This is a genomic window from Azorhizobium caulinodans ORS 571 (assembly GCF_000010525.1).
GTDB classification, from domain to species: Bacteria; Pseudomonadota; Alphaproteobacteria; order Rhizobiales; family Xanthobacteraceae; genus Azorhizobium; species Azorhizobium caulinodans.
Genome location: NC_009937.1, coordinates 1,471,907 through 1,498,087, shown reverse-complemented (window position 1 = coordinate 1,498,087; position 26,181 = coordinate 1,471,907). Strand labels below are relative to the sequence as shown.

22 protein-coding genes are annotated in these 26,181 nt (G+C 65.6%); 12 read left to right on the top strand and 10 right to left on the bottom strand.

Annotation, left to right across the window (positions count from 1 at the left end; genetic code table 11):
- Positions 1 to 9: 9 nt before the first annotated feature.
- The 7 genes from AZC_RS06860 to AZC_RS06825 form a co-directional block, all read right to left on the bottom strand.
- Complete coding sequence (locus AZC_RS06860) at positions 10 to 2,433, bottom strand: TonB-dependent receptor (RefSeq protein ID WP_244421805.1); 2,424 nt, start codon at positions 2,431 to 2,433, stop codon at positions 10 to 12.
- Between the two features lie 172 nt (positions 2,434 to 2,605).
- The gene (locus AZC_RS06855; RefSeq protein ID WP_012169860.1) at positions 2,606 to 3,562 is read right to left on the bottom strand and encodes a FecR family protein; all 957 of its coding nucleotides are present in this window, start codon (positions 3,560 to 3,562) and stop codon (positions 2,606 to 2,608) included.
- Between the two features lie 104 nt (positions 3,563 to 3,666).
- Positions 3,667 to 4,170, bottom strand: a complete 504-nt coding sequence (locus tag AZC_RS06850) for a sigma-70 family RNA polymerase sigma factor (RefSeq protein ID WP_043879012.1) — start codon at positions 4,168 to 4,170, stop codon at positions 3,667 to 3,669.
- Positions 4,171 to 4,622: 452 nt separating this feature from the next.
- Positions 4,623 to 5,735, bottom strand: a complete 1,113-nt coding sequence (locus AZC_RS06840) for a PepSY-associated TM helix domain-containing protein (RefSeq protein ID WP_244421804.1) — start codon at positions 5,733 to 5,735, stop codon at positions 4,623 to 4,625.
- A 366-nt stretch (positions 5,736 to 6,101) separates the two neighbouring features.
- A complete protein-coding gene (locus AZC_RS06835) occupies positions 6,102 to 7,346 on the bottom strand; it encodes an MFS transporter (RefSeq protein ID WP_012169857.1) in 1,245 nt (414 codons plus the stop codon).
- Positions 7,343 to 7,729, bottom strand: a complete 387-nt coding sequence (locus tag AZC_RS06830) for a hypothetical protein (protein ID WP_043879010.1) — start codon at positions 7,727 to 7,729, stop codon at positions 7,343 to 7,345. The genes AZC_RS06835 and AZC_RS06830 overlap by 4 nt, the downstream gene beginning before the upstream one ends.
- A gap of 4 nt (positions 7,730 to 7,733) precedes the next feature.
- Entirely contained in the window at positions 7,734 to 9,971 is a 2,238-nt protein-coding gene (locus AZC_RS06825; protein WP_052285881.1) for a TonB-dependent receptor, read from the bottom strand.
- A 232-nt stretch (positions 9,972 to 10,203) separates the two neighbouring features.
- Here AZC_RS06825 and AZC_RS24325 point away from each other — a divergent pair, with 232 nt between their 5' ends.
- Complete coding sequence (locus AZC_RS24325; protein ID WP_012169855.1) at positions 10,204 to 11,154, top strand: helix-turn-helix transcriptional regulator; 951 nt, start codon at positions 10,204 to 10,206, stop codon at positions 11,152 to 11,154.
- A 445-nt stretch (positions 11,155 to 11,599) separates the two neighbouring features.
- Positions 11,600 to 12,784, top strand: a complete 1,185-nt coding sequence (nhaA, locus tag AZC_RS06815) for a Na+/H+ antiporter NhaA (protein WP_012169854.1) — start codon at positions 11,600 to 11,602, stop codon at positions 12,782 to 12,784.
- Between the two features lie 281 nt (positions 12,785 to 13,065).
- On the opposite strand, the gene AZC_RS25445 is transcribed toward nhaA, so the two are convergent.
- The gene (locus AZC_RS25445; protein WP_133866726.1) at positions 13,066 to 13,272 is read right to left on the bottom strand and encodes a hypothetical protein; all 207 of its coding nucleotides are present in this window, start codon (positions 13,270 to 13,272) and stop codon (positions 13,066 to 13,068) included.
- Between the two features lie 445 nt (positions 13,273 to 13,717).
- Between AZC_RS25445 and AZC_RS06810 the strand changes: the two genes are divergently transcribed.
- Complete coding sequence (locus AZC_RS06810) at positions 13,718 to 15,031, top strand: cation:dicarboxylate symporter family transporter (protein ID WP_043879009.1); 1,314 nt, start codon at positions 13,718 to 13,720, stop codon at positions 15,029 to 15,031.
- 10 nt (positions 15,032 to 15,041) lie between these two features.
- Here AZC_RS06810 and AZC_RS06805 read toward each other — a convergent pair whose 3' ends face one another.
- Positions 15,042 to 15,950, bottom strand: coding sequence for a LysR substrate-binding domain-containing protein (locus tag AZC_RS06805; protein WP_012169852.1), 909 nt, complete (start codon positions 15,948 to 15,950; stop codon positions 15,042 to 15,044).
- Between the two features lie 137 nt (positions 15,951 to 16,087).
- Between AZC_RS06805 and AZC_RS06800 the strand changes: the two genes are divergently transcribed.
- The 7 genes from AZC_RS06800 to AZC_RS06770 all read left to right on the top strand — a co-directional run bounded on the left by AZC_RS06800 (position 16,088) and on the right by AZC_RS06770 (position 22,790).
- Entirely contained in the window at positions 16,088 to 16,897 is an 810-nt protein-coding gene (locus tag AZC_RS06800) for an alpha/beta fold hydrolase (protein WP_012169851.1), read from the top strand.
- A 13-nt stretch (positions 16,898 to 16,910) separates the two neighbouring features.
- The gene (locus AZC_RS25680; protein WP_052285880.1) at positions 16,911 to 17,516 is read left to right on the top strand and encodes a DUF4286 family protein; all 606 of its coding nucleotides are present in this window, start codon (positions 16,911 to 16,913) and stop codon (positions 17,514 to 17,516) included.
- Positions 17,517 to 17,520: 4 nt separating this feature from the next.
- Positions 17,521 to 18,330: an alpha/beta fold hydrolase gene (locus AZC_RS06790; RefSeq protein WP_012169849.1), complete on the top strand. Its 810-nt coding sequence runs from the start codon at positions 17,521 to 17,523 to the stop codon at positions 18,328 to 18,330.
- Positions 18,327 to 18,875, top strand: a complete 549-nt coding sequence (locus AZC_RS06785) for a carboxymuconolactone decarboxylase family protein (RefSeq protein ID WP_012169848.1) — start codon at positions 18,327 to 18,329, stop codon at positions 18,873 to 18,875. The genes AZC_RS06790 and AZC_RS06785 overlap by 4 nt, the downstream gene beginning before the upstream one ends.
- Before the next feature lie 9 nt (positions 18,876 to 18,884).
- Complete coding sequence (locus AZC_RS06780; protein WP_012169847.1) at positions 18,885 to 19,685, top strand: SDR family NAD(P)-dependent oxidoreductase; 801 nt, start codon at positions 18,885 to 18,887, stop codon at positions 19,683 to 19,685.
- Position 19,686: 1 nt separating this feature from the next.
- Positions 19,687 to 20,589: an amidohydrolase family protein gene (locus AZC_RS06775; RefSeq protein ID WP_012169846.1), complete on the top strand. Its 903-nt coding sequence runs from the start codon at positions 19,687 to 19,689 to the stop codon at positions 20,587 to 20,589.
- Between the two features lie 107 nt (positions 20,590 to 20,696).
- Positions 20,697 to 22,790 carry a methyl-accepting chemotaxis protein gene (locus tag AZC_RS06770; protein ID WP_012169845.1) on the top strand — a complete coding sequence of 698 codons (2,094 nt, stop codon included), beginning with the start codon at positions 20,697 to 20,699 and terminating at the stop codon, positions 22,788 to 22,790.
- A gap of 157 nt (positions 22,791 to 22,947) precedes the next feature.
- Here the strand turns inward: AZC_RS06770 and AZC_RS06765 are convergent, their stop codons facing one another.
- Positions 22,948 to 23,850 carry a LysR family transcriptional regulator gene (locus AZC_RS06765; protein ID WP_012169844.1) on the bottom strand — a complete coding sequence of 301 codons (903 nt, stop codon included), beginning with the start codon at positions 23,848 to 23,850 and terminating at the stop codon, positions 22,948 to 22,950.
- A gap of 104 nt (positions 23,851 to 23,954) precedes the next feature.
- Here AZC_RS06765 and AZC_RS06760 point away from each other — a divergent pair, with 104 nt between their 5' ends.
- Both AZC_RS06760 and AZC_RS06755 read left to right on the top strand, forming a co-directional pair.
- On the top strand, positions 23,955 to 24,692 hold the full coding sequence (locus AZC_RS06760) for an SDR family oxidoreductase (protein ID WP_012169843.1): 738 nt from the start codon (positions 23,955 to 23,957) through the stop codon (positions 24,690 to 24,692).
- 336 nt (positions 24,693 to 25,028) lie between these two features.
- Positions 25,029 to 25,982, top strand: coding sequence for a helix-turn-helix domain-containing protein (locus AZC_RS06755; RefSeq protein ID WP_012169842.1), 954 nt, complete (start codon positions 25,029 to 25,031; stop codon positions 25,980 to 25,982).
- The last annotated feature ends 199 nt before the right edge of the window (positions 25,983 to 26,181 follow it).

Below are 26,181 nucleotides of genomic sequence, written 5' to 3'. Positions count from 1 at the left end.
GCTCCAGCCTCAGAAGTCCATCACGGCCGAGAACTTGAAGGTTCTCGGAAGCCCGGTCGAGACCCACCCATCGTTCACGGCCGCCCAGTAGCTCTTGTCGAAGACGTTCTCCACCGCGAAACGCAAGGCGAGTGGATTACCGAATGCGTGCGTCTTGTACTGCGTCCCGAGATCGAAGCGGATCCAGCTCGGGATCTGCTGGGTGTTCGCCTGGTTCACATATTGGGAACTGGTGGCCAGCATCCGGCCCCATAAGGTGAGGCCGGCAACCGGTTCCGGATCCCATTCGATGCCGATATTGGTCTGCCAGTTGGGTACGCCGACCGCGGCGTTGCCGTCATAGAGCCGGTCCGCGGTCTGGGTCAGCGTGCCTTGCGTGTAGGCGACGCCGCCGAGGAGACGCAGCCCCCTCGAAAGCTCGCCGAAGACGTTGACCTCCACGCCCCGGTTGCGTTGTTCGCCATTGACGCTGAAGACGGACTCGCCCGCTGCATTGGTCGAGATGATGCTGCTGGGCTTGGTGATCTGGAAAATGCTGGCGGTGGCGGTGAAGGCGCCGAAATCATACTTGATGCCGGCCTCCACCTGCTCCGTCATCATCGGCGGGAACACCTCGCCGGCATTCACCGTGCCCTGATAGGCGATCGGTCCCTGCTGGAGGCCCTGGATGTAGTTGGCGTACAGCGACATCCGGTCGAAGGGCTTCAGCACGAGGCCGAAGGCGGGAGTGACCGCCTGTTCATCATAGGCCTGCGAGATGCTTCCATCGGGATTGAACACATCCACCTTGATCTGCTGATAGCGTACCCCGGCAGTAAAGAGGACGCGCTCGTCAAGGATCGAGAGCGTGTCCGTCAGGGTGACGGCAGGTGCGTTAATATTCCAGTATCTCGGCGGGTCGTCGCTGAATCCGAAGGTCGAGGGGCGAGCGACGGTCGGGGCGTTGTAGATATTCGTGTCGAAGGCGTAGAAGCCGTAATAGTTGCTTTCCTGATTCAGGGACTGGTACAGGTATGAGGTGTTGAGATTGATCTTGTGTCCGATGGGGCCGGTCGCGAACTCCCCGCGAATGCCCGCCTGAGCGGAGGTCGAATTGCCGTTGATGGGGCTGTAATAGGCCGTGGCCGTTGCATTCCCCGCCGGATCGACCACAAGGATGTCCGTGGACAGCATCGATTGCCTGTAGGTGCTGCCGCCGATCCCGCCATAGACCGTCCAAGCTGAGTTGATGTCATACTCGAACTTGCCGAGCGCATAGGCGGTGTTCGTGCCGGAATACTCCCAGCTTTGGTAGATCTGCTTGCTGGCGTCCGGCGCGCGCGGGATGGCGATGTCCGAGACAAAGCCGAAGCCGGCCGCGCCGGTCGGAGCATAGGTCTTCTGGCTGATATATCCGGCATCAAGGCTCGCACGCAGGTCCGCTCCGCGGTAGTCCAGCGCAAGGGTGCCGGTCCCGAGGCGGGCGGACTGGCCGTCCACGGACGTGTCCCCGTCCGTGAAGATGCCGTTGACCCGCACGCCCCATTCCTTGTTGGGACCGAAACGCCTTCCCCAATCGATCTGGGTGCCGAGCTGGCCATCGGAAATATAGCTGCCGGTCAAGCGCGTGATCGGCTCGTCCGTTGCGCGCTTGGGAACCACATTGATCGACCCGCCAAGGGAACCATATTGGGTGTAGCCCGTCAGAAGCGCGTTCGGGCCCTTCAGCACCTCCACACGCTCCATGGTTTCCACCGGGATGAGGCGATCGGGAGAAATCCCACCGTAGCCGTCAATCAGGATGCTCTGGTTGGTGACGCTGAAGCCGCGGATGAAGAAGACTTCACCCGCGCCGGCGGAGGAACTGATGCCGTTGGTGAAGACCCGCACGGACGGATCATTCGCCACCACGTCGGCCACCGTCACGGCCTGCTGCTCCTGGATCAGCTTGGACGTGTAGCTGGTGACGCTGAAGGGCGCGTCCATGATGCTGACATTTCCGAGGATTCCGAGCCGCGCGCCCGTTGCGACCTGCCCCCCGGCATAGGACGGCGGGGCATCCCAATCGTTGATCCCCTGCCCTTCCACATTGATCGTATCGAGGAGAAGCGAGCCATCGCTCGCCGTGGTCGCGCTGACGGGGCGCGGCCGGGTGATCAGGACGTTCGTCGCGTCGGAAAAGGAGTAGACGAGCCCCGACCCTTGGAGAAGCTGTGCGATCACCTGCTCGCGCGTCGCGGTTCCCTGGAACCCGGGCGAGGTCTTGCCGTTCGCGATCGCGGCTTCGTAGGAAACCTGCGTGCCCGATTGCCGCCCGAAGGCCGCAAGGGCTCGGCTCAATGGGCCGGCGGGAATGTTGAAGGTGGTTTGGACACCGGCCTGCGCGCGGGCACCGCTTCCGCTGCGCGCTCCCTCCACCAGAAGCGCGGTGGTCGCGAGCAGCGTGGCGATCATCACCTTCCGGCCAACGCTGGCGAAACCCCTTGTCCCAGACCCCGGCTGCATGTCCAAGCCTCTCCGTCGCTTTCACAGGAGGGCTGGCGTCTGCACATCGCTGGTCGCTTGAGCCCCTATTAGGGCTTACGAACGGGGCTCCGGAATCTCCTGCGTTCTCGTCGCCTTTTTGTCAGACGGGAGAAATCACCGTCGCAAACGACCCCAGCTGGCGCACCTTGGCGCCGAACGGACGGACCACCGCCTCAATGGCGCGGAGGGGGTTGCTCAGGTCGAACACCCCACTCACGACGCGCGATCCAAGGAAGGGGTCCGCGAGCATGACGGGACCGGCCTGCCAGCGGGCGATCTTGGCGACCATCGCCGAGACGGTCTCCTGCTCGGCGATGAGCATGCCCTCGCGCCAGGCGGCGATCTGGGACGCCTCGCGCACGCCGCGGGCCACCTTGTGCAAGGACGGATCGAGTGTGATCCAATCGCCGACATTCAGGCGCTCGCCGGGGCTGAGCGACGCATTCGGCGCGTGGACCTCCACGATCCCATGGTCGACGGACACGGAGATGTACCCCCCGTCGCTGGACACATCGAACGCCGTGCCGATCGCCGTCACGGACACCGATCCCGACAGGACGGTGAAAGGCCGTGCCGGGTCTCGCGCGACCTCGAAGAAGGCCATTCCATCGAGGAGTACGATCTCCCGCCGGGCTTCCGAGAAATGGACGGCCACCGTGCTGTCCGGGCCGAGGGTGATCACGCTGCCATCGGCGAGCACCACCCGCCGGATTTCGGCCGTAGAGGTCGATGCGTCCGCACGGGCATGCCGGATGGCCTGCGGACCCAGCCATGTGCCCGCGGCCGCAGCACCGAGGCCGATCATGCCACCCAGGATCACCATGCGCCGTGTCAGCCCGCCGTGGCCATCGGCGGTCTTCCGCTGGTCGCCGAGGATCTTGCCGGTCATGCCGTGGATCTGCGCGACGCGCGCCCAGGCCGCGGCATGCCTGGGGCTGCGGGCGGACCAGGCGCGAACCATGTCGAGCGCGACCGGGTTGGCGGGGTCATTCTGCAGGCGGATGGCCAGATCGGCGGCTTCCCGAAACAGCAGGCGCTCTTCCGGTGCTTCGCTCATGGGCATTCCTCGTGCGGGCGGGCTGCCGACGCGGCAGGATCGGGAGCTTCCTATCACCATACGAACGGCACGCGCGACTGTTCAGCGGCCGTGATGCCGGCCGCTCAGAGGCCGCTCAGCCGCAGGTCGATATGCTCGTAAGCATCCCGCACAAGCGCCCAAACCCGCGACCGGGAGAGGCCGAGCTCTGCCGCCACCTCCGCGACGGTCATCTCCTCCATCCGGTGCAGCTCGAAGGCCCGCCGTGTCTTTTCCGGCAGCTCGGCCAGGGCAGCAGCGGTCAGGGCAAGCTTCTGCCGGTCGTAGACGACGACCTCCTGCGAGGGCGATGGATCGAGGATTGCCGCGAAGCCATCGGGGCAAAGATCCACGCGGTTCAGCAGCCGCTCCCGCCGCAGATGGTCGATGGAAAGATTGCGGGCCACCCGGAAGAGATAAGCGGCAGGATTGTTCACGGGGGCGCTTTCGGCTGGCGGCGACACAAGAACCCGGACGAACGTGTCCTGGGTGAGGTCGGCGGCCATGTCCGCCGTCAGGCCGCGCCTGCGCAGCGCCTGCGCGATATCCTTCGCATGCTGCTTGAACAATGCGGCAAGATCCCAGCCCACTGAACACCACCCTCCGGCCGCGCCAGCGCCGTCCGCCAAGGCGGAACCGGCCCTTGTCGGCGATTGCAGCGCTGGCGGACGTGACACGAAAGCGTCCGACAACACGGAGGGGCTTAGCCCAAATCAAAATTCTTACGCAAGAACAATGATTTATACAGATTCTAAGCAGCAACTTCTTTCTGCGGCGGAGCTCACCAGGCAAGTCGGGAAAATATCCGAGTCATCAGATGGTTGTCCGGAGCTCTGAAACCGAAACGGGCTCTACGCTGGCGAACGCCCGGATCGCAGGACATGCCGGAGCGCCACGAGCAGGGGGACGCCAAGAGCGATCCATGAAAGGACCCACCATATGCCGCCCTGCCCCAGCAGGGCGGACACCAGGCCGAACAATGTGAGAAGCGCGAGGCCGATGGGCCAGCCCCATTGACGCCAGAAGGCCGCAGGACGCGCCTTCATTCCGCCGCCTCCGGCAGGTCCGCGGCCGCGGGAGCTGGCATGCGCTTATGCCGGGGGAATCGAACCCGGCTGTGCTTGGCAAGCCAGAGATAGAGGCCGCTCGCCAGAACGACGATGGTCACAAGGTCGAGCAGCGCCCAGATGATCTTGAGCGGCAAGCCGCCATAGTCGCCGAAATGCAGGGGGCGAGAGATTTCGAGCGCACGCAGGTACCAGGGCATCTCCACCACCGCCGTCAGTTCGCCGGTCCGCGCATCGACCAGGACGGGACTGAAAAGGCGCTCGGCCAGTGGGGTCTTGCCGTGCCCCCAGAGCAGATAATGGTGCGGGCTGCCGAACGGGTTTCCGGGATAGATGACGGCGGCCACATGCATGTCCGGCAACGCCCGGATCGCCTTGTCATAGGCGGACTGCACCGATGTGAGCTCGCCCGGCGCCGGCGGCGTATCGCTCTCCCGCGACGCCAGCATCGCCTGCACGTCGGTGCGCTGCCATAGGGTGAAAAGAGGCGTCGCCAGTTCATTGAGGACACCTGTCGCGCCGACGACCAGCACCCAGAGAGCGGTGACGATGCCGAGGAGATTGTGCAGGTCGAGCCAGCGGGTGCGCTGTGAGCGCCCGCTCCGCACGACGCCGAAGTCGAGCTTGCGTGTGAAGGGGCCGTAGAGCACGACCCCGGACACGAGCGCTGCAACGAAAAGCAGGCCCATCGCCCCCATGAACAGGCTCCCGGCCAGATCCGCGAACAGATCCACGTGAAGCCGGAGCATGAGCGTCATGAAGCTCGTGCGCTGCTGTTCCGGCGGCTTCGATTGCTCGATCACCTGCCCGGTGCGTGCATCGAAGCGGATGAAATGCTCAAGCTTGGGGTCCTTCTCCATCGCAGCAAAGGATGGTGCCATCCACACGAGCACCTGCGGCGCGTCATCGTCCTTGAACAGGGAGACGATGGTCTCGCCCGGATACAGGGCTTGCGCCCGGCCGATCAGGTCATCGAGGCTCTGATGCGGCGTCTCAGGTGGCATCTCCGCATAAGCGGGAGGCGGATCGATCCAGTGGTCGATCTCCTCGTGAAAGGTCAGCGGCAGGCCCGTGAGACATATGAGCAAAAGAAACGCCGTGCATATCAGGCTGCTCCATTTGTGGATGAGGGCCCAGATCCTGATCGCTCCACCCGACATCAGCGTCTCCCCGGCATCATTTCAAGGCACGGGGGCAAGGGAGGTAACGGCGATCCATCGGCGGCACGTGGGAGACGGTCGTCAGGCACTCGCGGGGCTCCTGCTCTTTGGAGCCGAGACAGGGCCCCTAACAGGTAGACGAATGAGGACGACGATTCTCGCACCGATTGGCGGAGCCTGACCTCCGCCATGGGCTGGAGCACGCGCCGATCGGATTGCATCGCAATCTGGTCGGATCACGCGTTCTCTTTCTTGAATCGCCCTCCAGAAGTGGTGACAGCCGGAGCGCGACATTCAGCCCTGCATCGGTCCATAGATCCGCTTGCCCACCATCCTCACGTAAAGCACGGCGGCCAGAGACAAGGCTGCGGAAAGCGCGAACAGGAAGCCGTAGCCGATGCGGTCGGCGACGATGCCCGCGAGGCTGGAGCCGGCGAGATAGACCACGAGCTGGGCGCAGGCGAGCACCGTGAAATCGGTGCCCGGCTGGTCCTTCGAGGCCACCGCCATGAAGAGGCTGTAGAGCGCGACGATCTCCATGTAGCGGATCAGCGTCTGAAAGGCGGCGGCGCCCATGAGGGCGGGCCATCCGTGGACGAGATCGAAGGCATGGAGGGCGAACAGAGCAAAGCAAAGGGTCCGCAGGCCGCCCAGCAATGTCAGGACGCCGCCGGTTCCCATCCGCACCATGAGGACGGCCGCAAGGCCCGAGCCGATGAGGCCGGCCGTGGCCGCCGCGCCCCCCGACAGATAGCCGAGAATGTCGAGGGGCACCCCGCGATCGACGAGATACGGCCCCTCCATCGCCTTCACGAGCCCCTCGCTCGACCGATAGATCAGCGCGAGGAGGAGAGCCTCCCGCGCCTCCGGCCGCGCCCAGAAGGCGCGCAGCGAGGGCCGATACCGGGCGCCATGAGAGGGCGGATCATCCTGTTCGCGCATGGCGAAGGCGGCCGCGAGCGGGAGCACCGAGAGCGCGGCGACGGTCCAGATCATCGGCCGCCAGCCGAAGTGGTGATAGATGACAAGGCTGAGCGTGCCGCCGATGACCACGCCGAAGGCCACCGCCCCACCCTGAATGGCATTGCCGAACGGGCGGTCCTTCACCGCCAGTTCCCGCGTCGCGTAGCCGTCGGTGGCAATATCCTGCGTGGACACGAGCAGAGAGATCAGCATGCCGATGGCCAGGAAGGCCGTCGTGTCGGTGGGCTCGATGAAGGCCAGCAGCCCGATCGCGAGAACCGTACCGGTTTGGGTGAGTGCGATCCAGCCCGCCCGGTGGGCGCGCGCAATGGGACGCAGCCGGTCGACCCACGAGGCCCAGAGGAATTTCAGCACGAGCGGCAGCATGAGGACGGACAAAAGGCCGATGGTAGTGCGCGAGACGCCCTGCTCGCGCAAGATCGGCGGAATGGCCGCCACCAGCAGGTAGCTGGGGATCGACTGGGCCAGATAAAGGCCGGCGAGAACGATAAAGAGCCGCGGTCGGCTGATGCCAGCTGACGATGTCGGTTCGTCCCTCACCACATCCGTGCTCATGGCGGGGCCTCCGCGGGCTTTTGCCGGTGGCCGGCAAGGAAGGTGCGGGCCGCCTGCTCGTCATCGGTGGCCATGAAGGGAAAGGACCACAGCCGGCGAAAGGGCGTGGCCGTAGTCTCGGACGCGCCGGGCCGCACCATGGCGCAGCCGCGACACATCTCCTCCATGCGCAGCCGCGTGCGCTTGAACCAGAGGGCTTGCGCCCGGTCGCCCGACGGCGAGAGGGCCGGCCCGCCGCCGAAGAGGGACAGCAGCACGAAGGGGCGGTCGAGTTCCGCAATCCGCTCCAGCGCCGCCAGATAGTGGGCTTCGTCCTGCGGCCCGTAGGGCGGGAGGAAGCGCAGGACGGCCATGTCGCCGTCCTCCATGTCGAGGCTCACCATGGCGTCAGAAGGTCTTGCTGAAGCCGACTGTGAGCGTGCGCCCCCAGCCGTACACGTCATAATTGCGGGTGGCGGTGGCGGACGGATTCACATAGGCGCTGTCGAGCAGATTGTCGGCGGAGACATAGACGGTGCCGCCTGCCAGAGGATGGGCGACGGCCAGGTTGAGCGTGGCGCCCGACTGGATCTCGAACAGCTGCGTGCCATCAAACTTGCCGCGTCCGCTCCAGAACTCGACCTCGGCCCGCACCGTGGTGCCCTGGTCGAAGCGGTAATTGCCGTAGACCGTGCCTCGGAATGGCGTGGAGATGCGGTTGTTCGGCAGCCAGGCATCGATGGTGCCGTCGCCATTGGAATCCCACCGCCCCTCGCGCAAAGCGAGATTGGTGCCGAGCGCGAAATTCGGGGTGAAGGCATATTCGCCGGTGAATTCGGCGCCGTAGATGATTTCCTTGGACTGACCGATGGCGTTGGTGGACGCGATGAAGTTCACGCCCTCGTTGGAAGTGGAATAGAAGCCGGCGAGGCTGCCCTTGAAGGCACCGATGCTGCCCCGTACGCCGATCTCGTAATTGTTCACGATCTGCGCTTCGACACCCAGATCGTCATAGCTGATGGTGTTGCGCTTGTTGCAGGTGTAGGGCCCGGCCGGCAGGCGGGTGCCGAGGAAACAGCCGTATTGCAGGATCTGGGTGGTTCCCGAAGCCCCGGCGCGCCTCGTAAAGGCGCCGATGTCCGGCAGGGCAAAGCCCTGGCTGAAGCCACCATAGAGATCGACCGTCTCGGTCAGCTTGTAGGTGGCGCCGAGATTGAAGGTGGGGGCGGAGTAGTCATAGGTTCCGCCCGTCACGGCCATGGCGGGGAGCACCGCATAGCCGAGGCCGGAGAAGCCGAGGAAAGCGGCCGGACGGGTGAAGTCGTTGACCGTGACGTCGAGATATTCATAGCGGACGCCACCGCGCACCACCAGCCGTTCGCCGATGGGCACCTGCAACTGGGCAAACCCCGCATAGGTCATCTGGGAAAGCGGCGTGAAGACGTTCTCGCCGTTGGTCAGGGTCTGCCACGTGTCGTCATGCACCACGTCAGCCCCCCAGGTCAGTGTGGCGCCGTTCAGGATGGGCAGGGGCGTATCCACCGTGATGTTCACGCCGCCGCGCTCGGAATTGAGGATGGTCTGGTTGTAGGGCGACGTCGGGCTGCTGAGATTACCCGAATAATAGACCAGATAATTGTTCCGGATGTCGAAGCTGCTGTAATTGAAGCGCTTCTTGATGTCGTTGTAATAGCCCAGCATCGAGAGCGAACCGAGGGCGAACGCGCTGTCCGTATAGCGCAGCGACACGGACTTGGAATCCTCCAGCACGGACTGGCCGGTGTAAGGCGTGCCGATGGCCGGGGCGGCATAGGCGCCCGCATAGCTGGTCGCCCATTTGGGATCCTGCTGCATATAGATCCAGCTGGCCTGCGCCTCGATCCGCTTGGTGGGATCGATGTTGTAGCCGATCTTGCCGAGGAAATTGCCGCGGCCATATTCGCCGCCGCCGCCCTGTCCCAGCATGCCGTCCGAGGGTAGCAGGCGGCCGTCGCCATCATAGGTGTTGTTGGCGAAGGAGCCGGTGGCGGTGACCAGATAATCGACGCCACCCTTCACGCCGCCGGAGACCGTCCCCGAAACCTCCGGAGCAAGCGACGCGCCGGGATTGGCGGTGAAGGTCCGCAAGGCCGCATTGACCGATGCCTTCGGCGCGCCCTCCGTGGGCCGCTTGGTGATGAAGTTGACCGTACCGCCGGTCGCACCCGCGCCATAGGTGCTGGAAGCGCCAGCCACCACCTCGATGCGCTCCACCGAATTCAGATCGATCAGCGCCAGAAGGCGCGAGACGTTGCGCAGGGGCGTGTTCATGGGCACGCCGTCGATCATGACCAGCAGATCGCGACCGCGGAAGGTCTCCGAGGCGCCCGAGATGGTCTGTGTGGACACACTGTAGCCGGGAACGAGCTTGGCCAGCACGGCCGCCGGATTGTTGGTGAGCTGTAACTGCTGCTCGATCTCGGAGCGCTCGATCACCCGCACGGTCTGGGGCACATCGCTGATCGGCCGGTCCGCGCGCGTCGCGGTTACCGTGACCGTATCGAGGTCGATCGTCTCCCCGCCGCTCGTCACGGGCCGGGCCGGCGTTGCCGTCTGGGCGAGGACCGGAGAGGCGAGAGCGACAGCCAGGGAGAGGACACTGGTCATCGTCAACAAACGGGCGCGGCGATCATACGTCATTTTCTGGAACTATTCTGATCTGGTCCGCCTCTCCCGGAGAGGAAGCGGAGAATGAACCCTGGATGAAAGGTGATAAATTCATCCCGATCGCAGCGCTTGGTTGAAAGCGAAACCGAACATGGTCTAAAGCGAACTCGACCTCTTTCATTTCGCCTGTCTCCGAGGCGCAACAACTTGGAATTATTCAACGGAAGCGAGCATGGCCGGCCGTTATGATCCCGCATGGTTCACCACCGCCGGCCTGCCGCCACGGCGGGGGCAGGACGCGGCCGTCAAGCTGTTCGCAGATCTTCTGGGAGACGTGAGCCTGCATTTCGGCGCGGCGAACGGCAGACCGGCGCGCATCGTCCATTGCGCCCTGCCGGACATCCTCATCACCACATGCGTGGACGTGCGCGCCGTCATCCGGTCGGAGCGGGGGATGGTGCCTTCCGATATCATCCTCGTCCGTCCCGTCGGCGGCCGGATCGGCCTGCGCCAGGCCGGACGGGAGATATGGCTGGAGGAGCGCAGTGCGGCCCTCGTCGCGCTCGGACACCCCTTTGAACTCGATGCCACGCGGGCCGAACGGTTCGACTTCCTGCGCATGGCGGCGCCCGTCGCCGCCCATGCGGAAGCCCTGCATGGGCGGATCGCCAAGCCGGCGCCGGCTTCGGACAACCGGCTCATGCTCCTGACCCATTATGCCGGCGCCGTGCTCCAGGGGATGATTCCGCTTGATTCCGAGCGGCATGCGCGGCTCGCGGGCAATCACCTGCGCGATCTGGCGGGAACGCTCTTCGGGCTGGACGACCCCGCGCAAGGAGCCCTGAGCCCGGCCGTCCGGCTCGCCGCGATCCGCTATCAGGTGGATCGGGACTATGCCCGGCGAGACCTGTCCGTGGAGAGCGTCGCCCGGCTGCACGGTGTCACGGGCCGCTATGTGCAGAAGCTGTTCGCGCAGGAGGGCACGACCTTCTCCCGCTATCTGCTCGAGCGGCGGCTCGCCGCTGCCCATGCCCTCCTGACCAGCGAGGAGGGGCCTCGCGCGCGCATCGCGACAGTCGCGCTGGAGGCGGGTTTCGGCGACCTCTCCTATTTCGTGCGCACCTTCCGGACCCGCTACGGCGCGCCGCCCTCCCACATCTCCAAACGCGAAAGGCCGAAGTAACCGCCTCGCCCTTGTCCGAACGGCTGCGCCAGCCAGAAACTGTCTGATAGCGCCTGCGGTGCGAAGGGCGTTTCCGCCAAACAAGCCGACGTTCACTTGAGGCGTGGATCGCCGCCATTCTGCCGCGGTGAGCCTTTGCGCATGCGCCGGAGGTGGTTTGGTGTGCGTCACGCCAACACCAACTTCAATCTGCGCAGCGCCGACTTTTTTCGTCGCAGCGCCCGTCGACCGGGGCCTTGGACTGCAGCTTCACCCGGTCATGCCTTTGCCATTTTTGGAAGATCATAAGGGCATGGGTGCGCGATCCCCTATTGGATCGGCAGGTTGTTGCGCTGGTCGGGCCGCCAGCGTTGGAGACCTGCATGTATCATCGCGCGGATACGAGCGCCGTCGCTCGTCCTTTGCTTCATAAGCGGATTTCTTCCTCCCATGCGGGAGGACGCCCATGAGCGGGCCGTCCCGGACCCAGCGGCCGATGTCCCCGCTGCGCGCATTCTTTCATCACGAGACCTCCGCCGGACTCGTTCTGATGGCCTGCGCATTGGCCGCCATCGCTGTCGCCAACTCGCCCTTGGCCCCCGGCTACTTCGCGACCCTGCACGCATACGCCGGACCGTTGAGCGTCCAACACTGGGTGAACGACGGACTGATGGCGGTGTTCTTTCTGCTCGTCGGTCTGGAGATCAAGCGCGAAATTCTGACCGGCCAGCTTGCCACCTGGGGGAAGCGGACACTGCCGGGCGTGGCCGCGGTGGGGGGAATGGCCATCCCCGGCATCGTTTATGTGATGTTGAACCTGAACAACCCGGACGCCTTGCGCGGCTGGGCCATCCCCGCCGCGACCGATATCGCTTTCGCGCTGGGAGTGATGTCGCTCCTCGGCTCGCGCGTGCCGTCTTCTCTCAAGATCTTCCTGGCGGCCCTGGCCATCATCGACGACTTGGGCGCCGTCATCATCATCGCGATTTTCTATACGGCCAATATCAACGTTGCCACCCTGCTGGGCGCCGTTTTCGTCTTCGGCATTCTCAGAAGCCTGTGCGCCGCCAATTTCCAGGATCTGCGGATCTACCTCGCGCTCGGCGCGGTGCTGTGGGTCCTGCTCCTGGTGTCCGGCGTCCACGCGACTCTCGCCGGCGTCTTGCTGGCCCTGACGATTCCCATCACCACGGCCTCCGCGACGCCGGATCCCTCCCGCCAGACGGCGCCTCTGCACCGCCTGGAGAGCTTGCTCCATGCGCCTGTCGCCTTCGCCATCCTGCCGATCTTCGGCTTCGCGAATGCCGGCGTGTCCTTTGCCTCGATAACGCCTGCGATCATGACGGACACACTCGCCGTCGGCGTTGCGGCCGGGCTTCTGATCGGGAAGGTCGTCGGGATCTTCGGCGCGGTCGCGCTGATGGTCCGGCTGCGGCTCGCCGAACTCCCCACACACGCGACGTGGCTTCAGGTTCTCGGAGTCGCCTTCCTCTGCGGCATCGGCTTCACGATGAGCCTGTTCATCGGTCTGCTCGCCTTCGAGGACCCGCACATGCAGGACCGCGTCAAGTACGGCATCCTGGCGGGCTCGCTGCTGGCCGGCGTTCTCGGATATGGCATTCTGCGGATCGCCGGAAGAAGAGCTTTGTAGCCGTCGCGTCGGCCCCGTGAGCCGATCCCTGCGCCGCCAGGGCCCATCGGTTCAGGAGATCTGGATCTCGCGCGTGCCCGTGTGTCGAGGTCCAGGGGTTGCTCGGGCCGGAGGCGGGCACACCAGCCCCCTCCGGCAAACTCTCGTTCCTCGCGGCCATGCCGAACGGCGGGACCTGCCTCGCCCAGCTTCGTCTCCTTGATGCTCTACGCCCAACGCCGAAGGGCTTCGAGGACGACCTGAGACGCCTACTCGCGCGACGCGCGAGCGTACGCGCCACCTCAATGCCAGCCCCCGTCCGATACGTCATCGACACGCAGGGCCATCTCCGTCAACCAAAGCTCTTCCCATTGCAGCCAAACCGCTTCCCGCTGTTCGGGTGGATGGCTTGATGCGGGACAGGTCGAGGACTGGCCCTTTCCAAGCTCGGAACTCAGCAGGACCGTGGGAAACGTAGTGTCGTCCGCACGAAAGACGTCGTTCGGCATGGTGCTCTCCGAGGCGTGTCGGCCCTATGGATTCCATAGGAACAAAAAGAGAACAAGTGGAATTTTGAAGCCCCGGAAGCCCTGATTTTCGGCGGGATGTCTGCGGGCAGCAATGCGCGTCACCGAACGCGATGACATCCCCGCTGGCGCTCGACGGCCACAAAGCGGCGTGCGGCAGCGCATCGACCCGAAGCGGTTCAGCATCCGGTAGGCCTCGGGCGCGCTGGCGGAGAAATCATTCGTCTTCCCTGCACGGCCACGCCCAGCGACCATCGGGGCGGTTTGATTACACCGCCCGGTCGGCACGCTGGGATGAACCATACCGAAACGGCATGGATATGTATCCATCGACGGACTTGGACATAGCCCGTTCCTGACGTTTGTAATGCGGCCCAATAGCAAAGCCGCCGGAAGCAGCGGCGGCAGCACGGGAGTGAAGTTCGTTATGGCCCGCTTACGCCAGCTCTATGTTCAGGTGATCATCGCCATCCTGCTCGGCATCGCCCTGGGGATTCTGGCGCCGGCGACCGCCGTCGAGATGAAGCCGCTCGGCGATGCCTTTATCGGGCTGCTGCGGATGATGCTGGGGCCGATCATCTTCTGCTCCGTGGTTCTGGGGCTCACCCACGTGCGGGATATGGGCCAGCTCGGCCGCCTCGCCTTCAAGGCGCTGCTCTATTTCGAGATCCTCACCACCGTCGGCATGGCGCTCGGATTCGTGGTGGTGAACGTGTTCGAGCCCGGCGCGGGCCTCCACGCCACCAGCCTCGCCGTCAACGAGAGCGTAGCCAGGATCTCGAACACCGCCAGCCACTTCACCGCCGTCGGCTTCTTCCTTTCCATCATTCCCAACACGCTGGTGGACGCGTTCGCCAAGGGCGAGATCCTGCAGGTGCTCTTCATCTCCGTGCTCACCGGCGCGGCTCTCAGCATCGGCGGCAAGAAGGATTCGCCCATCCTGCGCGGCATCGAGGAAGGGCAGGATGTCCTGTTCCGCATCCTCGGCTTCATCATGCGCGTGGCCCCCATCGGTGCGTTTGGCGCCATCGCGGCGGCCGTCGGCGCTCACGGTTCGGGCACGCTGATCTATCTCGCCAAGCTCGTCGGCCTTTACTACGTCACGTCCCTCGCCTTCGTCTTCCTGGTCCTTGGCTCAGTAGCTGGCATGGCCGGGCTGTCCATCCTGAAGCTCATCCGCCTGGTGCGCGAGGAACTGCTGCTGGTGCTCGGCACCGCGTCTGGCGAGGTGGCCCTGCCCCGGCTGATGCAGAAGCTGGAAAAGGCCGGCTGCGACGAGGCGGTGGTGGGGTTTGTACTGCCCGCCGGCTACAGCTTCAATCTGGACGGCACCGCCATCTACATGGCCATCGCGGTGGGCTTCATCGCCCAGGCCACCGATACACCCTTTTCGCTTGGCCAGCAGATCGGCGTGCTCGCCATCATGCTGCTCACCTCAAAGGGCGGCACCACCGTCGCCGGAGGCGCCTTCATCAAGCTCGCCGCCACGTTGCAGACGGTGCGTGCGCTGCCGCTCAACGGGCTGGGCCTTCTGTTTGGCGTGGACCGGCTGATGGCCACCTGCACCGCACTCACCAATGTGGTGGGGAACACCGTTGCCGTGTTTGTCATCGCCCGGTGGGAGAATGCGTTCAACCGGACCAAGTTCGACAGCTACATGGCCGAGCTCGCCGCGCCGGCCGGTGCCGGCCCGCAGGCGTCGGCCGTGGCGGTCCCCGCATCCGCCAAGGCCGGTGAGTGAAACCCGCATGTCAGCGGACATAGTCATCTACCACCTTGGCGCCGTACCACGCGCCTGCAGCCACACGCTCCACGATGACGCCGCGCACCACATCGAAGAGCTCATGGGCAAGCGGCGTGGACTGGGTTTCCGTCGGGATGCCGATGGAGACCGTGGAGATGAGCGGGGGCCGGTCGATGACCCGCACCTGCAATTCTCCCCGCTCCGCCTCCCCCGCCACCGCAGCATGGGCCAGAATGGTCCAGCCAAGGCCCCGCTTGATCATGGCCTTGGTCATGGTGACGCTGTCCACCTCGAACACCACGTCGAGGCGGGCGCCACGCTGGATGGCCGCCTGTTCGATCAGGCGGCGGTTGCTGTGGGGCAGAGACGGCAGGATCAGCGGCAGGCCGGAAAGGTCCCGCCAGTTGATGGTACGCGCGCTCATCTGACTCTCGGTAATGGGACCGGCGGCCACCATCCGCTCGTGCAGGATCGGCGTCAGGACGATGCCGTCCAGCGGCGGCGGATTATAGAGGATCGCGAGATCGAGGCGGCGGTCGAGCAGCCATTCCTCCAGAGAGGAACTGATGCCCTCGCGCACGTGGAGCGAGGCATGCGGCCAGCGTTCGCGCAGGATTTCCACCACCACCGGAGCGATGATGAGGCCTGCCGCCGGCGGCACGCCGAGCACCACATGGCCGGCGAAGCTCGTCTCCGGCGCCCGCACGAGTTCCGAGATCTGGTCCACCTGCCGCAGCACGGCGTTGGCGTGCTCCAGCAGCGAGCTGCCGGCGCGGGTCAGCCGCACGCCGCGCCCGTGACGCACGAACAGGCTGACGCCGAGCTCCTCCTCCAGCTTCATCAACTGGCGGCTGAGGGCGGGTTGCGCGACGTTCAGGATGACCGAGGCGCGGCTGACGCTTCCAGCCCGCGCCACCTGGACGAAATAGCGAAGTCCACGGATGTCGATGGCGCACCTCCATCGGCGGTTGCCGCCGCACGGACGCTCGTGATGGACGCCGTTTTGGCAGGCACCTTTCCCGACGTCAAATCCCCTTTCGGGCCTGTTTCGCCATGAACTGGATCGACCTTGAGCAGGTCACCCTGCGCTACACGCTGTCCGGCAGCGGCCCGGTGCAACTGGTGCTGATCCATGAGCTGGGCGGCAGCCTCGAGAGCTTCGATGCGCTCATGCCACGCCTGGAGCGTGACTTTCGGGTGCTGCGCTATGACCAGCGCGGCGCCGGCTGGTCCGAGAAGCCCCGCAAGCCGTTCACGATCGCAGACCATGCGCGGGATCTGCGCCAGCTGCTCGACGCGCTCGGTCTCGCCGGCCCGTTTTGCCTCGCCGGCGTCGCGGCCGGCGCGGCCATTGCCGTGGTGCACGCGCTCAACGATCCGGCCGCCGTGTATGGGCTCGCCCTCTGCTCGCCCGCGCTGACGGTGGCGGAAGACCGCGTCCGCTATCTGGTGGACCGGTCGGAGCGTGCCATGCGCGAGGGCATGGCCGCGATCGTGGACGCGAGCCTCGCCCGCTCGTTCCCGTCCGTGGTGCGGCGGGACCCGGCGGCTTATGCCGCCTACCGCGCGCGGTTCCTTGCCAGCGATCCGGTGGGCTACGCCTACGCCAACATGGCGCTGGCCGATGTGCGGCTGGACGGGCAGCTCCGGGCCCTCGACCTGCCATGTCTTGTGCTCGCCGGAACGCACGATCTGCTGCGTCCGCCAGAGGCCGTCCGTGCCCTCTCGGCGCAACTGCCGCGTGCCATTTATGCGGAGATCGACAGTGGCCACATCATGCCGGTTCAGGCCCCCGAGGCGATGGCCACGCATCTGCGGCACTTCTTCGCCAGCGTGACCCGCGACGCGCTGATGCGAGCCTGATCAGGAGGCGATGATGACCGACCCCAAGGGACTCCTCCTCGTCACCATGGAGCCTCCGGCGAGCCTGGAAGAAGAGTTCAACGACTGGTACGACACCGAGCACTTTCCGCAACGCCGGGCGCTGCCGGGCTTCGAAACCGCCTCGCGCTGGGTCTGCCTTGCCGGCTGGCCCCGCTGGCTCGCCATATACGATCTAGCCTCCACGGCGGCGCTCGCCACGCCCGAGTATCACGCTGTTTCCGCTGCCAATTCCACGCCCTGGAGCAAGCGCATCCTGCCGCGAACCATGGGGCGGCAGCGCGTGGTGGCGCGGCAGATCCTGCCGGGCAACGCGCTGACCCTGCCGCTCGGTCAGGCGGCCGGCCTGCTCTTGGCCCGCTATCATCCCTCCGGGGAGGAAACGCCCTTCGCTGAGGCCTTGCGCGCGGCAGCGCAGGCTCTGCCTGATGCGCTGCAAGCCCGCGTCTTCCGCCAGTCGGAGAGCGAAAAGACCAGCCTCTGGCTGATCGCTGAATTTGCCGCTCCGCAGGGCTTTGAGCCCCTGCGGAGCGCACTCGCGTCGGTGGCCGGCATCGGGGCGCAGATGTTCAATCTCTATGCCCCCTATTTCCGGGGTTGAGCCGATGCCCCGAGCCAACCCCAACAGCATCGAGATCGACGGACTGACCTTCCATTACCGGGTGGACGGCCCCGAGGGCGCGCACTGGCTGGTGTTCAGCAATTCCCTTATGACCGACCTGTCCCTATGGGACGATCAGGCGGCCGCGTTCGGGGAAAGCTTCCGCATCCTGCGCTATGACCAGCGGGGTCACGGGCGGACGGGCATCCCGGCCGAAGACTGCACCATGGAGCGTCTTGCCGCCGATCTGATCGGCCTCATGGATGCACTCGGCATCGCGCGCACCCATCTCGTCGGCATCTCCATGGGCGCCGCGACATGTCTCGGTGCGGCCCTCGCGCAGCCTCGGCGCGTGGCCAGCCTCGTGATGGCGGACGGTCAGGCGGCGACACCGACGGGTGGCGCACAAGCGTGGGAGGAGCGGATCGCCCTCGCCCGCACCCAAGGCATGGCCGGGCTCGCGGACCCCACCATCGCGCGCTGGTTCCAGCCCGCCAGCGTCGAGACGAACGGAGAGGGTGTCCGCCGCGTGGCGGGCATGATAGCGGCGACGCCCCTCGACGGCTTCCTGCGCGCGGTGCGCGCGCTCCAACGCTTCGATTTCCGGCCGGGCCTTACGGCCCTCGCCTGCCCCGCACTCATGCTTGCCGGCGCGGCGGACGGCGCGCTGCCGAAAACCCTGGCTGGCCTCGCCGAGGCCGTGCCGGACGGCCGATTCGTCGAGATCCCCGATGCCGGCCACCTGCCCAATATTGAGCAGCCAGGCGCCTTCAACGCGGCGCTGGCTACCTTTCTGAAGAGAGGCGCGGCATGAGGATCAAGGATCTCCCCCTGGACGAGATGACGCCCGAGCAGCGGGCGGTGGCGGAAGAGGCCATCTCGGGCAAGCGCGGCCGCGTTCCCGCGCCCCTCCGCGCCTGGCTGCACAGCCCGGAGCTGGGCCGGCGCGCGCAGCATCTCGGAGCCTTCGTGCGTTACGACACCAGCCTGCCGCCGGACCTGTCGGAGCTGGCCATCCTTGTCGTGGCCCGCCGCTGGACCTCGCACTTCGAATGGTATGCCCACGCCCGCGAGGGGCTGAAGGCGGGCCTGTCGCAGCAGGTCATCACCGCCATCGCCAATCGCGAGACGCCGCCGCTCGACAGCGCGGCGGCACGGGTGGTGCATGATTTCAGCCGCTCCGTGGTGGAAAGCGGACGTGCGACCGACGCCCTCTACGCCCGCGCCACCGCCGCCCTTGGCGAGAAGGGCGTGGTCGATCTGGTGGGCCTCCTTGGCTACTACACGCTGGTGGCCTTCACCCTCAACGTCTTCGACATCGGCCTGCCCGAGGGCGAGACGTCTGCCCTGGAAGCGTAAGGCAAGACCATGAGCGGACGGCTCGCCAACAAGGTTGCCATCGTCACCGGCGCCGGCTGCGTCGGCCCCGGCTGGGGCAACGGGCGCGCCGCTGCCGTGCTGTTCGCCCGCGAGGGCGCTAGCGTGTTCGCGGTGGACAAGAACCGCGACAGCATGGAAGAGACGCTGGACCGCGCCCGCGCCGAGGGCGGCACCATCGCGCCCTACGCCTGCGACGTCACGGATAGCGCGGCGGTGGCGGACATGGTGTCCGCCTGCCTCTCCACCTTCGGGCGGGCCGATATTCTCGTGAACAACGTGGGCGGTTCGGCGCCCGGCGGCCCGGTGGAACTCTCCGAGGAGCAGTGGGACCGGCAGATCGATTTCAATCTCAAGAGCGTCTATCTCACCTGCAAGCATGTGCTCCCTGTGATGGAGGCGCAGGGCGGCGGCGCCATCGTCAACACGGCCTCGACCTCCGGCATCCGCTGGACCGGCGCGGCGCAGGTGGGCTACGCCTCCTCCAAGGCCGGCGTGATCCAGTTTTCCCGCGTGGTCGCCGTGCAATATGCCAAGCGCAACATCCGCGTGAACACCGTAGTGCCGGGCCAGATGCACACGCCCATGGTCGAGGCCCGACTTGCGGGACAAAGGGCCGGCGGCGACGTGGATGTCCTGCTCCAGTCCCGCCTTGCCCGCATCCCGCTCGGCTTCATGGGCGACGGCCGCGACACCGCGGCCGCTGCCCTGTTCCTTGCCTCGGACGAGGCCCGTTTCGTGACCGGCACGGAGATCGTCGTCGATGGCGGCATGAGCGCCCGGTGTGACTGACATGAGCGCTCCCCTCACACCCTGCCCGCCGCCCAATCCTGACCCAAGCCTTCCGGCGCGACGGCCACCCGCCGGCGCCTGCGACGCCCATTGCCACATCTACGGCCCGTTCGCCCGTTTCCCCCTGCCCGATGACCGCAGTTTCACGCCATCCGAGGTCCCGGAAACGGCCCTGCGCGCGCTGCACGAGCGGATGGGCATTTCCCGTGCCATCCTCGTCCAGAGCCAGGGCCACGGCTTCGATCACCGCCCTCTCCTCGACGCGCTGGAACGCGAGCCGGCCCGCTATCGCGGCGTCGCGCTGATCAGGCCCGACACGAGCGATGCCGAGATCAGAACCTACGACAGGGCAGGCATTTGCGGGGTGCGCTTCAGCTTCCTGTCCCACCTCGGCGGGGCACCCGACCTTGAGGCTGTGGCCGCTGCTGCCCGGCGCGTGGCCGGGCTCGGCTGGCACGTCGCCATCCACGTGACCGGTACCGACATCGCGCGTTACCGGGACTTCATCTCCGGACTGCCGACACGCGTGGTAATTGATCACATGGCCCGCCCGGATATCCGGCAGGATCTCGCGCCGGTCCGAGAGGCCCTGTTCCGGCTGCTGGACACCGGTCGCGTCTGGGTGAAGCTCAGCGGTGCCGACCGCCTCTCGCATGCCGGGCCCCCCTATGAGGACGTCGTCCCCTACGCGCGCAGCCTGCTGGACCACGCGCCGGAGCGGGCGCTGTGGGGCAGCGACTGGCCGCATGTGAACCTGTCCGGCCCCATGCCCGACGACGGGACTCTGGTGGATTTCGTTGATCACATCGCCATCACGCCTGCGCTCAAGCAGAGGTTGCTGGTTGAGAACCCCGAGACATTCTTCGGCTTTCCAGCCTCCCGCAATGATAATCTGTCAGGCTGATTTTTATCGAAGCAAACTGTCACCGTTCGAACATTCGCTCACAGCGCACACCTCAGGCGGCAGCACGCCTCGCCCTCAGCCGCCATCGTTCTGATTGGATCATCGGCATGTTCAAGCGCTTCTCCGTCAAGGCTCTGCTCACCTGGGTCATCGCCCTCCTGGCGCTCGGTCTGGTGACCGTTCTGGCCAGTGGAGCGTGGGAATCCGCCCGCTCCTATGCAACGGCAGCCCGCATTTCCGCAGTAACCCGCGTCTCTCAGGACGTCTTCACTTCCCTCCACAACTTGCGCCTTGACCGGGCGTCGGCACTGCGCGACCTGCCGGCGGATCGGGTTTTCGCGACCCTGACGCCGCAGCTGGAAACCTCCCGCAAGGCCGAAATGCCGGCGCTCAACGCAACCCTCGCGGGGCTTCGGACCCTTGATTTCGCCGGACACGAGGATTTGGCGACAAGTCTCCAGGGTGCGATCAGCCGCCTGGCGGACCTTCACACGGAATCTACCGCCGCGCTCTCCCGCCCGAAAGCCGAACGCCGCCCCTCCCTGTTGACTGACTACAACCGGGAAACCGCAGCACTGCTGGAGCTGCTCGACCGCATCTCGGCCCAGCTCGTCAAGTCGGTGAAGCTCCAGGATCCCTATGTGGACCAGTTGTTCCAGATCAAGCAGCTGGCCTGGACCACGCGGAACGCGGCGGGCGACACGGCGCTGCTGGTGTCCAATCCGCTGGCCGGGCAGCCGCTGGTGAAGGAGCCCCTGCAACGCTATGCCACCCTCACCAGCCAGATCGACAGCACCTGGGCTGTCCTCGTCGAGTTCGCAGCCAGCATGCCGCTGCCGGACCAACTGAGCAGCCGGATCGAGGCCGCCAAGCGGGAGTTCTTCAGCCCCACCTTCATGGACCTGCGCCTGAACACCCTCAAGGCGCTCATGGCGGGGACGCCGCCCGGCATCACCGCTGAGGAATGGACGCCGCTGGCCGTGTCCAAGCTCGCCTATTTCCAGGCCGTGGCGCAGACCGCCCTCGACCTTGCCGAGCAACATGCGCAGAACCGGCAGGCGGATGCCTTCCGCTCCCTGCTGATCCAGAGCGGGCTGCTTCTCCTCTCCGCCGTGTTCGGGATCGCGATGATCGTCGTCGTCACCCGGCGGGTGACCCGACCGCTGGAGCGCATGACCACGGTCATGAAGAGCCTCGCCGCCGGCGATCTTGCGGTGACGGTAAGCGACACCGATCGTTCCGACGAGGTCGGCGCCATGGCCCAGGCGGTGCTGGTGTTCCGGGAGGAGATGGCCCGCAACGCAGACCTGGAACGCGAGAATGCCGAGACCCGCGAGCGCGCGGAGGCCGAGCGGCATCAGGCGATGCAGGCGCTCGCGGACGAGTTCGAGCAGGCGGTCGGCGGCATCATCCGCAACGTCTCCACCTCATCGGACGCGCTCCACCAGACTGCGCGCAGCATGTCGACCACGGCGCAGGAGACCTCATCGCGCTCGACCGCCGTGGCTGCGGCGGCCGAACAGGCGTCCACCAATGTGGTGATGGTGGCCTCCTCGGCGGAGGAACTGGGAGCGTCCGTCGATGAAATCTCCCGCCAGGTGGAGCAGTCCGCCAGCCTCTCGGCCAGCGCCGTGGCCGAGGCCGCCCGCACCGGGGAGGTGATCCGCGAACTCGCCCAGGCGGCCTCACGCATCGGCGACTTCATCGGCCTCATCTCCAACATCGCCTCCAAGACCAACCTCCTCGCCCTCAACGCCACCATCGAGGCCGCGCGGGCGGGCGACGCTGGCAAGGGCTTCGCGGTCGTGGCCTCCGAGGTGAAAGACCTTGCCAGCCAGACCGGCAAGGCCACGGAGGAGATCGAGGCCCAGATCAGCGCCATCCAGCGCACCACCGAACATGCGGTGCAGGTGATCGAGAACGTCAGCAACCAGATCCGCCAGATGAGCGACGTGGCGACAGGAATTTCCGCCGCCGTGGAGCAGCAGGGCGTCGCGACCAAGGAGATCGTCCGCAACGTCGATCAGGCCGCCACGGGCACCAACACGGTGACCAGCCATATCGCGGACGTCGCCCGCACCGCCGACCAGACGGGCACGGCGGCCTCAGAGGTGCTGTCCGCGTCAGCCACCCTCTCCGAACAGGCATCGCACCTGGAAACCCAGATGCGACGCTTCCTCGGCACGATCCGGGCCGCCTGACCCCGCCGGCCGATCCCCTGCCGGATTGCCCGCGAGGGCCGGCGGCGGCAATCACGCCCACGGCCGGCTATCGCCTCGGCGCCTGCGGGCCGTCCAGGGCAGCGCATGGGCAAACGTTCCGCGCCGCCGCCCTGCTCGCGTTGCGCACGTTGGCGGATTACCTCGTGATCTGCCGCACGAAGGAGAGAAACGCGCTGACCTTGGCAGACACGAGGTTGGACGCACGATGATAGGCGTAGAGGGGAAAGGTTTCGTCCGACCACTCGGGCAGCATCTGCACGAGTTTTCCCTCCCCGAGCAAGTTCTCTGCATAGAGCTCGAGCAGTTGCGCCATCCCGATGCCGCCGAGGCACCCGCCGATCAGCGAGCCGGTGTCATGGACCATGAGGCGCCCGCTTGCCTGGAACGGGATGGTCTCGCCTCCCCGGCTGAACTCCCATTCGTATGGACGTCCCGTCGAGGGATCGCGCAGAAGAACGCACTGGTGGCCATTCACCAGATCTCGCGGGTGAGACGGCGCTCCGTAACGGGCGATATAGCTTGCGGACGCGCACGTCAGCACGCGCGTCTCCAGCAAAAGCTCCGCTCTGAGGTTGGAGGGCTCCGGATACCCGAAACGGACGGCGACATCGAAACCATCCCCGACGAGATCGCCCATAGCGTCGCGCACTGCCACGTCGACCGCCAGATCCGGATACTGGTCCAGGAACGCGCCGAGCCGTCGCGTGAGCACGAAATGCCCAAAGGCGCCGTCCACATTCACCCTCAGCCGCCCGCGAACCAGCGCCTTGGCGCGGCCGGCGCTCAGGGTGGCGTCTTCAATGCCTGCAATGAGAGGCGCAACCGCCTCGTAATACCGCCGGCCTTCGTCGGTCAGCGAAATGGACCGCGCCGTCCGATTGAAGATCCGAATGCCGATCCGCTGTTCCAGACGGGCTACGGCGCGGCTGACGGCGGGTTGCGTCAGCCCCAGCGCTTCGCCCGCGCGCGCGAAGCTGCCAGCTTCAACAACGGCCGAAACCACGCCGATCCCATTCAACAAGCGACTATCGAAGGCCACGAGCCATACTTTCAGTCATTCTTTCCCTGATCAGTATGCATTTTTATGCGGGTGACAAGAGGGGTACTCCTGCCATCGAGCCATTCGTTGGAAAGGGCACTCACATGAGCAGTCACGGTAAAAACGCTCTGGTCACAGGCGCATCTCGCGGCATCGGAGCCCTTCTGGCCCTGCGGCTTGCGGCAGACGGCTTCAGGACCGTGGTCAACTATGCCGGCAACGCGGCCGCCGCACAGGACGTGGTGAACCGGATCGCCCAGGCGGGCGGGGAGGCGATCGCCGCGCAGGCCGACGTGGCGGACAGCGGTGCTGTCGAGGCCATGTTCGACGCAGCCGACAAGGCATTCGGCGGGATTGACGTGGTCGTCAACAACGCCGGCATCATGAAGCTGGCACCCATCGCCCAATTCAGCGACCAGGACTTCGGCCAGCTGGTCGCCATCAATCTTAACGGCACGTTCAACGTCTGCCGGGAGGCCGCCAAGCGCGTGCGAGACGGTGGGCGGATCATCAACGTCTCCTCGAGCGTCATCGGCATGCGCTTGCCGTCTTACGGGCCTTACATCGCAACGAAAGCGGCCGTCGAAGGCCTGACCCAGGTTCTCGCGCAGGAAATGCGCGGGCGCGGGGTCACGGTGAATGCCGTGGCGCCGGGCCCTGTCGCCACCGACCTGTTTCTCGAAGGCAAGACTCAGGAGTTGATCGACCGGATGGCCAAAATGAACCCGCTCGAACGCCTGGGCCAGCCGGAAGACATTGCGCGGGTCGTCGCCTTCCTCGCCGGTTCGGAAAGTGGCTGGATCAACGGCCAAATCGTGCGCGCCAACGGCGGCATGTGCTGACCGCAAGGACAGCACTCCAGAGTCACCCATGATGAGGATCATTCGCGATGTCTTGGAGGCCTGCGAACTGCGCTTCCAGCCCATCGTGATGACATCGCTCGCGTTCATATCGCCGGCGTGAGCCGCCCCCGGATGGAGATGGCAGCCCTCGAGCAACCCAATGCAGAAAAGACGTAGTTCCAGCAATCACAACACGGTGCGTACCGAGAGCCGCCCCCGTGCCTACCCTGTTTGTCCTTTTGGACATAAAGGCGCTCGTGTAAAGTTGGGCAGTACAGGACATCAAATGATACCGTCGAATTTGAGCCATGTACGTTTTGAACACCAAGGATCGAAATGGAACTGGCCAACTATGGGAAGCGGCTCGATGACCACTGGAGGGGGATCTGCTCAGCCTCCCAGATCTCGGCTCCTGGCCATTCCGACGTCGGCCTGTCGGTTGCGCGGATAACAGGAGGACCGAATTTCGGCTTCGTGGATCCGGTGCCGGCACAGGACGGCTATGCGCTTTCGCTCGAGCTGATCGATTATCAGCGTGGCGACCTCTGGCTCGATGGTCGCAACACGCCGCAGATCGATCTCAAGCGCAATAACAGCGTGCTTTTCGACCTGCGCCACAAGGTCGAAGCTCGACTGGAGGACCCGTTCGACACCATCCATTTTCACATCCCCCACCGCTATTTCGATGCGCTCTGTGTGGCGTCAGGCCGTCCGGCTATTAGCGATCTCAATTTCGTCAGTGGCCACGGCTTCTTCGACCAGACGCTGATGCATCTGGGAATGGCGATGATTCCTGCATTGGAGCGCCCCGCGGAATCCAGTCATCTGTTTCTCGATCAAATGATGGTTGCGCTCTGCACATATCTCGCGAACACCTATGGCGTTGCTCTGGAGACAAGACCCGGCCCGCAAGGCCTGGTGCCATGGCGCCTGAAACGCGCCAAGGACCTGATCGCGAGCCGCCTGAGCGGGAACCTGACCATCGCGGAGATCGCGGCCGACTGCGGCCTGACACCGAGCTATTTCACTCGGCAATTCGCAGCATCCACCGGCATGACACCTCATCGCTGGCTTCTCAAGATGCGCGTGGAGGCGGCGAAGCAGCTGATTTCTGAGGGCAGGCTTTCACTCGTGGAAGTCGCGCTCTCCTGTGGCTTCGCGGACCAGAGTCACCTCACCCGTATTTTCTCAAGGGAGGTGGGCACGCCTCCACGGACGTGGGCGAGAAACATGCTTCCAAGGCACCTCGCAACGCCAGCCGGCGTGAGATCCGGCGAAGGCAATTTCTGATTGCTCATTAACGCCGGCCTGCGGAAACTGAGGCGGATCAGGGCCCACCCGATCCGCCGCCAAGGCGAGGCCGAAAGCGACACTCCCGGCTTTCAACGCACGGGGGCGGATCAGCGGCTTTAGGATCTGGCGCGCCGCGGACAGCCGCATGGTGCGAGATCACCGCAGCCACGACTGGGGAACGACGAAGCCCGCCCGC